This is a genomic window from Phycisphaerales bacterium, assembly GCA_016716475.1.
Classification (GTDB): domain Bacteria; phylum Planctomycetota; class Phycisphaerae; order UBA1845; family Fen-1342; genus JADJWG01.
On record JADJWG010000004.1, the window covers coordinates 664,685 to 677,381 of the forward strand.

Consider the following 12,697-nt stretch of genomic DNA (forward strand, 5'->3'; position numbering starts at 1 on the left):
CGCGCGCCCATGCCTGCCCAGCACGATCGCCGCCTCCCGCATACGTTACGCAAGCTCTGGGCGGATCTGCCGGTTGTGGCCACGTGCGAGGTTCTCGTGGTGGGTGGCGGGCCGGCCGGGGTGGCGGCGGCGTGCGCCGCGGCGCGCGAGGGGGCTCGCACGCTGCTGGTTGAGCAGCACGGCTGCCTGGGCGGCATGGGTACGGTGGGTCTTGTACCAGCGTTCTGTCCTTTCACGGACCGCTGCCGACCGATCATTGGCGGGATCGGCTTCGCCGTGCTCGAAGAGATGAAGGCGGGGATGCCGCACCTGGCGCCTGATAACTACGACTGGGTACCGATCGATGCGGAGGGTCTGAAGTACATCTACGAGCAGCGCGTGCTTGCGGCCGGAGTGGAGCTGCTCTACCTAACGCATTTTGTGGATACACTGCCAACGGTGGGCGGATTCGTGCCGGGCGCGGTGGTGCATAACAAGGGGGGCCTGCGGCGGTTGGCGGCGCAGGTTGTGGTGGACTGCACGGGCGACGCGGACGTCGCGGTCGCTTCCGGTGCGCCTTTTCAGAAGGGCGACCCAGTGACGGGGGAGTTGCAGCCCTGCACGATGTGCTTCGTGCTTGCAGGGGTTGACCAGGCGCGCTTGCAGCCCTGGCTGTGGGCCGACAACGCGAAGAACCTGCTGCTGAAACCGGCGATCGCTGCGGCGAAGGCCGCCGGCGACCTCGACATCCTGGAAGATGCGGCCAATGTCGCGTTCCAGTCACCGTCCACCATCGGGCTGAATTTCAGCCATGTGTTTGATGTGGATGCCACCGACCCGGTGCAGCTCACGCGGGCCCACGTCGAGGGGCGCAAACTGATACGGCACCTGACCGCGTTCGTTCGCAAATACCTGCCGGGTTGTGAAGGGGCCTACCTCGTAACCAGCGGGGTGCAGATCGGTGTCCGTGAGACGCGCCGCATCGTGGGGGATTACGTGCTGACATTGGACGATTACCTGGCGCGGCGCTCGTTCGCCGACGAGATTGCCCGCAATGCCTACTACATCGACATTCACCTGTCGAAGCGCGAATGGGAGCGCACGCTCGGTCAGGAAGTTGACTGGGGCGAGAAGATTCACCAGTACGCCCCGGGTGAATCGCATGGGATTCCCTTTCGCTGCCTGATCCCACAGACGCTCCGCAATGTGCTGGTTGCCGGCCGCTGCATCAGCACGGATCGCCCGGTCCAGGGCTCCACCCGGGTGATGCCGAACTGCCTCGCCATGGGGGAGGCCGCGGGTTGCGCGGCCGCTGTGGCCGTGCACCGGCACGCCGGGGAGGTGCGTGCCGTGGATGTGGCCGCGTTGCGTGTACGGCTGCGCACGCACGGGGCTTATCTCCCCGAGGTGGAGTAGCGGCGGTTGGTCCCCGTGGGGCAGCTTGGACGCGTGTGCTCAGGGCAAAGCTGCGTCGATCCGGCTTGAGCGTGTTGTGCGGAGTTCCGCGGGGATGTCGTCTTGTTCGGCGACCCGGCGCTGCGCAAGATACTCCGCGCCGACGATCTTCCACTGCCGCCCGCGCAGCGCCACGGTATAGCGCGCTTCGTACTCGTTGGTGCGCAGGTGGACGTGCCCCCAGTGGTAGACGGCGCCGTGTACCTGCCACCGGCAGCGGACGCGAAATGCCGGGATGCGCTCATTCGGCAGCAGTCCGCCACCTTCGAAGGCCGTCTCGAGCAAGTCAATCGACTCGACGCGTGCGACGGCGCCACCGTGCTCACGCAGGATCAAACTCTGGTAAATCTCGTTGAAAACGGCCTCGAGCAGGCCCCCGTCGACGCTCTGTGCCAGCACGTCGTAGACGTCGCTTTCATCGCGGTACTCGAACGCACGGTACACGTTCTCCTGCAGTGCCTGAAAAATCGCGCGAGCAGCGCTTTCGTCGGGCAGCGCCGAGCTTTCAAGCCACGGGGCCGGCACCTGCGCGACCAGCGTGTTCCGACCGGCCACAGCCACGAACAGCGGCACAATGGTCAGCAGCACCGCCGGTCCGAACCACCGCCGCCGCGCCGGCCGCAGGCCGAGGTATCCCAGGAGCCCCACCCACCCCGCCAGCAGTGCCACCGACAGCAGTGGTACCCCGACCGCAGGCGCCGGTGGCAGTTCTGCGATTACGGCGGCATCTGTCAGAGCCGGGCCGCCTTCAAGGAAATGCCAGATGAGTTCGGGTTCATCCGGTGTGAAGATGTGGACCTTGTCCTCGCGGTACGCCAGCAGTCTAGCCACCACACCCGGCCGTGTGCCCAGCCGCGCGGCCGCCGCGGCATCGGCATAGAGCCGCCAGACCATGCTGATGCGCTGGGGTTTACGGCCCGTTGGATAATGCACGTCCAGGCGGAGATCGGCCGGCAAGACCTGATCCCGGGCGAACGGCAGGGGCGTGGGTTCAAGGAACTCGAAGTGCTTGAGGACCGGTGGGACAATTTCCTCCTCGATGCGTACCGGACATTGGTCGGCCAGAATCCGCAGCAGGGCGGCCTGGATTGCAGCGGTAACTTCAGGCGCGGCGCTGCCGTCCCCGCGCAGGTCGATCGGCGGTGGGGCTGCCCCGTGGTCCCCCAGGAGCCGCGCCAGCAGATCCGCAGAAATGATCAGGTTGTACCGCACGGCCTCATCGTCCACAGTCACGCGCAGGTCGAGTGTCTGCCCGGGGTGGGCGCCGGCGACCGCAGTACCCAGACCGAGCAGCAGAGCCCAGCCGACAAGGGGGCCCGGATGAACGACGGGCCGGCGGCAGGTGTGGTGAACTGTGGGTCGCATGGGGCTTCCGGGTGCGGTTGCACCGCTGTCGGGCTAGAGGTTCCCGCGGCGGGCCTGTTCGCGTTCAAGCGAGATGAACAGTGCCTTGAAGTTGCCGACGCCGAAGCCGCGGCTGCCGTGTCGTTCGATGACTTCGAAGAAGAGCGTCGGGCGGTCCTGGACCGGTTGCGTGAAGATCTGGAGCAGGTAACCGTCATCATCGCGGTCGACCAGAATGCCGAGTTCACGCAACTCATCGAAGTCCTCGGCGATGGGACCGACGCGCGCGGCGAGATCCTCATAGTAGGTGTCGGGTACGCGCAGGAAGTCGATCTCGCGGCGCCGCAGCTCGCGCACGGTGGCGCAGATGTCCCCGGTCGCCATGGCAATGTGCTGTACACCGGGGCCGCGATACCACTCCAGGTACTCGTCGATCTGTGACTTGCGGCGGCCTTCCGCCGGCTCGTTGATGGGCAGCTTGATCTTGCGGCCATCCTCCATGACCTTGCTCATCAGCGCGCTGTACTCGGTGCTGATGTCGCGGTCGGTGAACTCGGCGAGCTGAGAAAAGCCCAGCACCTGCTCGAACCAGCGCACCCAGTAGTTCATTTCACCCAGGTGTACGTTGGTGACAATGTGATCGATCGCCACGAGCCCAGCGGCCGGCGACCCATGCGCCTCGAGCCGGTGGTAGCCGGGCAGGAAAATGCCGCGGTAGTGGCGCCGCTCCACCATCTTGATGAGTGTGTCACCGGCGTAGCGCACCACTCCGGTCTTGGCGGTACCGTGCTCATCTTCACAGGTTTCACACGGCTGAACGACCGTCGCGCCGCGGGCGCGCATTTCCCGCATGGCCGCTTCGCAATCCATGGTCTCCAGGGCGACCACTTTGACACCGTCGCCGTGCAGGGCCGCATGGCGGGCAATTTCGTGATCCGGTCCCAGCGCGCAGGTGAGTACGAGCCGCACTTGGCCCTGCTGCATGACGTAGCTCGCACGATCGCGGCACCCGGTCTCGAGGCCCTGCTTGGCGACCGGTTTGAAGCCGAAGGTCTTGTCGTAGAAGTGCGCCGCCTGGCGGGCATTGCCGACGTACAACTCGATGTGATCGAACCCGCGCAATGCCAGAAAGTCGGGAGTAGCCATGTCTCAGCCCGGTCTTCCTCGAACCGTGGAGCGCTGGGCCATCCGCCACCACGACGGAGATGGGTTGCAACGATGCGACGGCCCGACACGCGGCGACACGGAGGAAGCGTGCCGCCACCCGCGGATTATACCGCGACAGGATGAGCGCAATGGCGGCTTTCCGACAACAGGTCGGGAGGGCAGACCACAAATCGAGGGGAATACCCCCTATTTGTTCAAGTCTGTGGAAGAGGCAGTCGAAGCCCTAAGGTATCGGAGGAGCGCGGACCACGCGATGGCACCGTCTCCCACAGCGACCTGCGGGCGGGTCCCTGAAGCGTGGTATGAGCGCTATACGAACCACTGGCCGTGCCTCCGCGGCCACGGGAGACCGCTCGGCATGTTCAAACACATGAAACTCGGGACGCGGATTGGTGCCGGCTTCGGGGCCCTCGTGGTGATCGCGATTGGGCTGGGAGGGCTGGCTGTCGTGAGCATGCGCGGCGTGCAGAGTGAGGCGCATACGCTGGCGGTGGAGTTCGTCCCGGCGGTGGCCGTGGCGAACGACGTCGAGCGCCACGCGCTGTTGACCATGTATGCGATCCGTGGCTACGGCTACACAGGTGAGCAGCAGCACCTCGAAACCGGGCGGAAGGAACTGCAACTCGTTGAGGAGTACCTGGCGGCAGCGGCAGAGCTGGCGGGGCGCTCGGCACACCTGGATGACCTGCGCACGGCCACGCCGCAGGCGGCGGCGGCCGTGAAGCGCTATGCGGCGCTGGTGGACCGTACGGTGCAGGCCCAGGCGGGGATCGAGGCAAGCCGCAAGGTGCTCGGAGAAGCGGCTGCACGCTACATGAAGGAATCAGAAGCATTCCTGCACAGTCAGACGGAGGCCTTCGGGCAGGACTTGAAGAACAATGCGACGCCTGAGCAGTTGCAGGAGCGCCTGAACAAGATCACCTGGGCCAATGATGTCATTGACCTTGGCAATGCCACGCGCATCGCGAACTACCAGTCCCAGGCGTTGCGCGATCCGGCGATTGCGCGGGCTGCAGATCAGAACTTCCCCAATATTGAGCAGAAGCTCAAGGACCTCACGGCGATCACCCGACAGGACGCCGATTTACGGGCGATTGAGGCCGTGCGCACCGCGGCCAATGCCTACCGCCAGGCCCTGGCAGAGCTGACCAGCAACTTCGTCGCGCTGGAAGAGCTTGCCGCCGAGCGTGGCACCCTCGGGTTGCAGGTTACGGCGGCGGCCGAGGAAGTGGCAGGTGCCTGTATCGCGGCCACTACGGTTTCCGCGGATGGAACTACGGCGGTGCTGGGCCGCTCCGTGTGGACCCTCATCATCGGGCTGACTGCCGCGACCATGGTAGGTGTGGTGCTGGCCCTGGTCATTACGCGCGGCATCACCAAGCCCGTGAACCAGATCATCTCGCGGCTGACCGAGGGCGCCCGCCAGGTCACCGAGGCCTCTGGGCAGGTCTCGTCCACGTCGCAGCAACTGGCCTCCGGCGCGAGCCAGCAGGCGTCCTCGCTGGAGGAGACCTCCAGCGCACTCGAGGAAATGGCCGCCATGACCCGCACCAACGCGGAGAATGCGCGCCAGGCCAGCGAGTTGAGCGACCAGGCCCGGACGGCCGCCCAGAACGGCGACCGCACCATGTCGAAGCTCAACGACGCGATGGGGGCCATCAACGAGTCGTCGAACCAGATCAGTCGGATCATCAAGGTGATCCAGGAAATCGCGTTTCAGACCAACCTGCTGGCGCTGAACGCGGCGGTTGAAGCCGCCCGGGCCGGCGAACATGGCAAGGGCTTCGCGGTCGTGGCCGAGGAAGTCCGCAACCTTGCACAACGAGCCGGCGAAGCTGCGAAGGAAACGACCGCCCAGATCGAGTCGTCGGTGGAACGAGCCCGGGAGGGCACGACGGTCGCCGGCGAGGTCGGCCACGTTCTGAGCCAGATCGTCAATGACGTCGCGCGGGTTACGGACCTGATCGGTGGCATTGCCCGCGCCAGCCAGGAGCAGGCCCAGGGCGTCGAGCAGGTCAATACGGCCGTGGGCCAGATGGACCAGGTGACGCAATCCAATGCGGCCGGCGCCGAAGAATCCGCCTCGGCCGCCGAGGAGCTGTCAGCCCAGGCCATTGCGGTGAACACGGTGGTCGAGGAGTTGGCCGCGCTCGTGCATGGCCAGCGGAGTCAGGATCGCGCGGCGTTCACACCGCGTCCGGCGGCGCACGCGGCACCGCGGAACTACGGCACGAAGCCGCAAGGGAGAGCCCAGAGCTCGAAGGCGGTGGCGCAAAACTCCCCGGCCGGCGGAGACCTCGCGCAGTTCTAGTTTGAACCAACCGTTCCGTGCGGGGCCGGTGTGCCGTTGGTGCGCCGGCCTCGCTTTTGATTGCACACCGCGCTGGGGGCTACGCCCTACAACACGTCGCGGTACTCGTCCAGCACCTGCGGATTCGCGAGTGCGTCGCGGTTCGGCACAGACTGACCGTGCAGGATTTGACGGACGGCCAGCTCCACCTTCTTGCCACTGATCGTGTAGGGGATGGCTGTGACCTGCCGAATGTGCCGTGGGACGTGCCTCTTAGTCGCGCCGTGGGCGATGGCTGTGCGGATGCGGTCCGTCAGTTCTTTGTCGAGTGTGATTGCGGCGCGCAGCACAACGAACAGGCAGATCTCCACGTCGCCATCGGGTGTATCGCGCCCGACCACGAGACTGTCCGTCACCTCGGGGATGTTCTCCACGACGCGATAGATCTCGGCCGTACCGATCCGCACGCCGCCGGGGTTGAGGGTGGCATCGGAGCGGCCGTACACGATCACACCGCCGCGCGAGGTAATTTCGATGAAGTCGCCGTGGTGCCAGACGCAGCGCTCCGGATAGTGCTCGAAGTACGCGTCCCGGTAGCGCGCCCCACCGGGGTCGTTCCAGAACCCGACCGGCTGCGACGGGAACGGTGTGCAGCAAACCAGCTCGCCCTTCTGGCCGACAACCGGCGCGCCGTTTTCGTCCCAGGCCTGTACGTCCATGCCGAGCCCGCGGCATTGGATCTCACCGGCGTACACCGGCAGCAGCGGATTGCCGAGCATGAAGCAGGAGATGATGTCCGTACCTCCGGAAATCGACGCGAGCTGCAGGTCGCGCTTCACGTGATCGTAAACCCAGCGAAACTGGTCCGGGCTCAGCGGCGATCCGGTCGAGCAGAGGCACCGCAGGGCGGTCAGGTCATGTTCGCGTCCGGGCGCGGCACCGGCCTGCTCGCAGGCAGCGAGGAACTTGGGGCTGGTGCCGAAGACGGTGACGTGTTCGCGTGCGGCGAGGCGCCAGAGGCGCTGCACATCCGGGAAGGCGGGGTTGCCGTCGTAGAGCACGACCGCGGCCCCGACCCCCAGACTGCTGACGAGCCAGTTCCACATCATCCAACCGCAGGTGGTGAAGTAGAAAATGCGCTCGCCGGCGCGCAGGTCACAATGCAGCATGAGCTCCTTGAGGTGCTGGAGCAGCGTGCCGCCGTGGCCGTGGACGATGCACTTCGGTATGCCGGTCGTACCCGATGAGTACATGATGAAGAGCGGATGGTCGAACGGCACTTCTTCAAAGTGCAGCGGAGTGTCGGCATCGGCTGTATCGAGGAAGTTCCTCCAGGTCCGCGCGTTCAGCTTGCCGAGGTTCGGCGGGCCGCCATCACCTTGACGCGGGATGACAACGACCTGCGGCGCTTCCCGCAGGCGGGGAAGGATTTCAACCACGCGCTCCCAGACGTCAAAGATCCGGCCCCCGTACGAATAGGAGTCGGTCGCGAAGAGTAACTTCGGCGCGATCTGCCCGAAGCGATCGAGCACCCCCTGGACGCCGAAGTCGGGGGAACAACTCGACCAGATGGCGCCACAGCTTGCGGTTGCGAGCATCGCGATCACGGTTTCACCGACGTTCGGCAGGTAGCCGGCGATGCGGTCCCCGCGCCGCACGCCCGCTGCCTGCAACGCGGCCGTACAGCGTGCCACGGCCTGCCGCAGTTCACGGTGGGTCCAGGTCGTGGTGCGGCCGTCCTCGGTCTCGCTGATGATGGCAAGGTCGTCGTTGTCCGTGCGGAGCATGTACCGCGCGTAATTGAGGGTCAGACCGGGAAACCAGCGTGTGTCGAGCAGGCCCGCCCCTTCGCAGGGCGCAGCGGCGGGTGTACTGGGGGTAACTCCGGCCCAGGCAAGCCATTCCGCCCAGAAGGTGGGGTACTTCTCGAGCGCCCACGTGCGCAGCGCTTCCCAGGTGGGCTCGAGCGCGTGCCGCCCAGCCATGGCCTGCAGGAAGGCATGCATCTGGCTGGCGCGGGCGCGCTCGGGTGCGGGGGTCCACAGCGGGGTGACGGACATGCGTCGCCTCCTGAGAAGAGGGGTTCGGCTGCGCGCATTCTGGATGCGGCTCGGTCACGGGTCAACGAGGTGGCGGGTTCCGTCTGAGTGGTCAATGTGCCGATAGAACATGTGGTAACATGGCCGGAACGCGAGTCACACCGCCGCCTGCCGATGCGGCTGCGCCCCCGGGCGCTGCCGCGGCGCAGTTTCTGCGCTGCTATCTGCGGAACCTGCGGGCCCTGTACGCGCGCGACGCCGAGCTGGCGGGTGCGCTTGAGGAGCTCCCCGGCGGCGCCTTGCCCCCGTTGGAGCTGACGCGCGAGGGGAGCTGGACGACGTTGTTAACAGCGGACGACGGCCGGCCGGTCTATGCGCACAGCCGCTACCAGCCGCAGGCCGAGGCGCGGGCCCTGATCGAGGCCCGACTGGCGCGCGGCCGTACTCCCGAGGTCCCCCCCGAAGCCACAAGGAACGTAAGCCCGGCACACGCCGTCGATCCCGATGAGCTGGAGGGACAGTGCTTCGTTTTCGCCGGGGTGGGTCTGGGCTACGCCCTGGCAGAGATCGAAGCACGCTTCCATCGGCCGTATGCGATCGTCATCGAGGACAATCTTGCGCTACTCAAGGCGGCGCTGTTCGTGACGGATGTCTCGCCGGCGCTGGAGGACGGCCGGCTGACATTTCTGACGCGCGCCGATAAGGGCCTGGTGCATGAACGACTGGGGCCGCTGGTGACCTTGCTGCTGCTGGGGACGTGTTTTGTCACACCGCCCTATGCGCGGCGCTGCGGGGTGGCCTTTCAGACGAAGATGTCCGGACTGCTGCGTGATTTCGTGTCGTATGCGCGGCTGCAGCTCGTGTCGGCCGTGCGCAACGCCCGGGCCTCGTGTGAGAATGCGGCGCTGAACCTGCCGACTTATCTGCGTCATCCCGGTGTGGAGGTCCTTGCCGGGCGGGCGCAGGGCTATCCCGCGATTCTCGTAGCCGCCGGGCCGTCGTTAGCCCGGGTTCTCGACCAGTTGCCTGCCCTGCGTGAACGGGCCGTCATCATCGCCGCGCAGACGGTGCTGCGCACACTGCTGGAGCGCGGGGTGCAGCCGCACTTCGTCACGAGTCTCGACTACCACGAAATTTCGGCGCAGTTCTTCCGCGACCTCGGTTCCACCGGCGACACGGCCCTGGTGGCCGAATCGAAAGTGACGTGGCGCGTACCGGATGCCTGGCCGGGGCGCGTGCACATGCTCTATTCGGACTTCCTTGCGGACGTGCTGCGCGAGGCCGCGCCACCGCGTGCAGCGCTGAAGGCCGGCAGCACAGTAGCACACCTCTCGTTCTATCTGGCCGAACATCTCGGTTGTGATCCGATCATCCTTGTTGGACAGGACCTGTCTTTCAGCGACGGGCTCTACTATCCGCCGGGCATGCAGATCGAGCGCATCTGGCAACCCGAACTGGGCCGCTTCACCACGGTGGAGATGAAGCAATGGGAGCGCATTGTGCGCTTCCGTGGCGGCCTGCATACGGTCGAAGACATCCACGGGCGGCAGGTCTACACCGACGACCAGCTCTTCACTTACGCCGAACAGTTTCAGTCGGACTTCGCCGTGACCCGGGCGCGTGTCATCCATGCGTGTGAAGGGGGGATGCGCCTGCAACATACGGAGGTCATGTCGCTGCGGGACGCTGTGGAGCAGTTCTGTGAGCGGCCGTTGCCGGCGGAGTGGCTGCCAAGCGTGACCCCACAGCAGGAGTACGATGGGCGGGGGGCGGTGGCCGCGCTCGAGCAGCGCATCGCAGAGCTGCGTGAAATGCACCAGGTAGCGGTGGAAACACAGGGGCTGCTAGCACGGCTGGTGGACCTCGTGGACCGTCCGGCGGAGTTCAACCGTCTGGTCGTGGAGGTGGAGCGACGGCGGGCGCGCATGCAGCGTTACGATCGGACCTATAGTCTCGTGGGGCGGGCGGCTCAACTGGCGGAGTTGCGTCGCATCCAGGCCGATCGCGCGATTCGCGACGAGCTGGCCGAAACATCTCAAACCGCACGGCGGCGCCTGCGGCGCGACCGCGAGCATGTCGCTGCGGTGCAGGAGGGCTGTGCGTACCTGCTCGAGCTGTTGCCGAAGGCGCTCGCCCGTTTGCAGGAGCGGCGCGGATGAAAGTCATCGCCGCGGTGTTTGCAGATTTTGAAACGGCGCCGGCCGGCGGACCGTCCCAACTCGCGACAACTCTTGGCGGTGTGGACACTCTCACTCGTACACTGCGGCGCGTGGCACAGGTGCAGGAAGTTGCGGCGCGGCTGTTGTGCGTTCGTCCGCGCGATGCGGAGCGCGCTGCCGCAGTGTTGGCCGCCAGTGGCGTGGCCGATCGTGTGGAGCTGTTCCCGGAGGACACCGCGCCGCGTCCCCGTAGGAAATTGCTCACGGCGGCGCGCAAGTGGGGGCTGGAGGCGTGGCGCGGGGGGGTGCTCGGCACCTCGTGGTTCGATGAATTTGTGGATGCACAGGCGGTTGCCCAGGTTCTTCACAAAACTCAGGCGACCGCCGCGCTCTGCCTGGACGGCCATATGCCGTTCTGTGACCCGGCCGTCGCCACGGGCATGATCCGGCACGCCCTGCGGAATCCTGATCAGGGCAAGGTCATCTTTACCCAGGCGCCGCCGGGGCTCGCGGGGCTGCTGCTGCGCGTGGACCTGCTCCAGGAACTGCTTGAGAACGATCTGCCGGTCGGACTCCTGCTCGCCTATCGCCCGGAGATGCCGACGCTCGATCCGATCATTCATACTTCCTGCTATCAACTGGATCCGGTCATCGCGCAGACCGCCGCACGCCTCACGGCGGATACGCGCCACTCACGTGAACTGCTCACGGGCTTGCTTGCGGATCTCGGTGAAGAACCCGCGGCGGAGGAAATCTGCCGTTGGCTGGCCGAGCCGGGGCGCAGCCGGGGCAGCGTACTGCCGGTCGAAATCGAACTCGAATTGACGACGGCGGACCCACTGCCCGAGACCACGCTGCGAATCCGCGGTGAACGCGTGCCCACGCGGCACCTGGATGACCTGTCGGCGTGGGAGCGGATCGCGCGGGAACTGGGGGCCTACGATGACCGGATCGTCGTGTTCGGCGGCCATGGCGATCCGTTGCAGCACCAGGAGTTCGCCGCCGTGTGCGGCCTGACGCGCGCCGCCGGCATCTGGGGGCTTGCGGTGACGACGCCCCTCGTCGACCTGTCCGACGCCACCTGCGAGGCGCTGTTTGAACACGAGGTCGATGTCGTAGAGGTGCAGATCGACGCGCACAGCGCGGCGACGTACCGGCGCATGCATGGTCGCGACGCGTTCGCGCAGGTCATTGGGAATGTGGACCGGTTGGAACAGCGCAGGCGCCGGGAACTACGGCCAAGGCCCATCGTGCTGTGCAGTTTGACACGTTGTGCCGGTACGCTGGGCGAGCTTGAGGCATTCTACGATACCTGGGTACACGAGCTGGGTGGTGCCGTGTTGCAGGGATACAACGACTATTGTGGACGACTGCCGGCCGACACCCTGCTGCCAACTACCCCCCTGGTTCGCGGACCGTGCCGCCGGCTCGACCGCCGGCTGCTCCTGCTGGCCGACGGGCGGGTGGCGCGGTGTGGGCAGGACGTGGATGGTGAATATTCGCTTGGAGCTTGGCGGACGGAAAGTCTCGCCAAGATCTGGTCGGGAGAGCGGTTGGAGCAGCTCAGGGGGGCCCATCGGGGCGGAGTACTGGAATCGCTCCCGATGTGTCAACGGTGCCAGGAATGGAATCGCCCCTGAGCCCGGGAGGGCGGGGACGTCGGGGGCACGAAACCAGAAAGATGTTGCATCGGGGTGGTTCACCCGATAGCATCTGTAGTGGAGCGTGCGGGCTGAGCGCGCTCCGGTATGCAATCTCTAATTCTCATCTCGCTCATACAGCGTCATTCATCAGCCGACAAAAAAACGCTCGTAGGAAGGCGATTCCGGTGCATAAACCCGGAATTGAGCCGTACGGTAGAACGTACGCGCAGCGAGGTGAGACGCATGTCCGACACGATCAAGTGCAGTTGCTCGCACTGTGGCGCGAAGTATCGGCTGCCGGTCGAGGCACAGGGCCGAACGGCGCGGTGCAAGCGGTGCGGCGAGCGGTTCGAGGTGCCGCGTGAGCAATCCCTCGAAGACAGCATCCTGAGCTGGCTCACGGCACCTGCCGAGGAAGAGGACGAGGCCCCCGCCCAGCCCAAGGTGATCAGCATCCCGCCGGCCAGTGCAAACGATGAGACGGAAGCCGAGCGCAAGCAACGCGGGCTAATCCGGATGAAGGGTGGGAGCACCGAAGGGGCATAAGGTCTCCCCGGAGCGATTACGCATACGTCTCCGGTGAGGGTTTGAATGAGTGTCCGGGAGGGGTATCGGCCGGAT

The 12,697-nt window shown here is 66.0% G+C and carries 8 protein-coding genes; 5 read left to right on the forward strand and 3 right to left on the reverse strand.

Annotation, left to right across the window (positions count from 1 at the left end; genetic code table 11):
* The first annotated feature begins 9 nt into the window (after positions 1-9).
* A complete protein-coding gene (locus tag IPM18_16755; GenBank protein MBK9121234.1) occupies positions 10-1,395 on the forward strand; it encodes an FAD-dependent oxidoreductase in 1,386 nt (461 codons plus the stop codon).
* A 39-nt stretch (positions 1,396-1,434) separates the two neighbouring features.
* Here IPM18_16755 and IPM18_16760 read toward each other — a convergent pair whose 3' ends face one another.
* Together IPM18_16760 and hppD are read right to left on the reverse strand one after the other, a co-directional pair.
* A complete protein-coding gene (locus tag IPM18_16760) occupies positions 1,435-2,799 on the reverse strand; it encodes a hypothetical protein (GenBank protein ID MBK9121235.1) in 1,365 nt (454 codons plus the stop codon).
* A gap of 33 nt (positions 2,800-2,832) precedes the next feature.
* Positions 2,833-3,924 (reverse strand): 4-hydroxyphenylpyruvate dioxygenase, encoded by a 1,092-nt coding sequence (gene hppD, locus IPM18_16765; GenBank protein ID MBK9121236.1) that lies wholly within the window; start codon positions 3,922-3,924, stop codon positions 2,833-2,835.
* Positions 3,925-4,303: 379 nt separating this feature from the next.
* Between hppD and IPM18_16770 the strand changes: the two genes are divergently transcribed.
* On the forward strand, positions 4,304-6,256 hold the full coding sequence (locus tag IPM18_16770; protein MBK9121237.1) for a chemotaxis protein: 1,953 nt from the start codon (positions 4,304-4,306) through the stop codon (positions 6,254-6,256).
* A gap of 86 nt (positions 6,257-6,342) precedes the next feature.
* On the opposite strand, the gene IPM18_16775 is transcribed toward IPM18_16770, so the two are convergent.
* A complete protein-coding gene (locus IPM18_16775) occupies positions 6,343-8,295 on the reverse strand; it encodes an acetoacetate--CoA ligase (protein ID MBK9121238.1) in 1,953 nt (650 codons plus the stop codon).
* A gap of 119 nt (positions 8,296-8,414) precedes the next feature.
* Here IPM18_16775 and IPM18_16780 point away from each other — a divergent pair, with 119 nt between their 5' ends.
* The 3 genes from IPM18_16780 (at position 8,415) to IPM18_16790 (ending at position 12,622) form a co-directional block, all read left to right on the forward strand.
* Positions 8,415-10,433 (forward strand): motility associated factor glycosyltransferase family protein, encoded by a 2,019-nt coding sequence (locus IPM18_16780; GenBank protein MBK9121239.1) that lies wholly within the window; start codon positions 8,415-8,417, stop codon positions 10,431-10,433.
* Entirely contained in the window at positions 10,430-12,073 is a 1,644-nt protein-coding gene (locus IPM18_16785; GenBank protein ID MBK9121240.1) for an SPASM domain-containing protein, read from the forward strand. Before IPM18_16780 ends, IPM18_16785 begins: the two co-directional genes overlap by 4 nt.
* 246 nt (positions 12,074-12,319) lie before the next feature.
* Positions 12,320-12,622 carry a hypothetical protein gene (locus IPM18_16790; GenBank protein ID MBK9121241.1) on the forward strand — a complete coding sequence of 101 codons (303 nt, stop codon included), beginning with the start codon at positions 12,320-12,322 and terminating at the stop codon, positions 12,620-12,622.
* Positions 12,623-12,697: the final 75 nt, after the last annotated feature.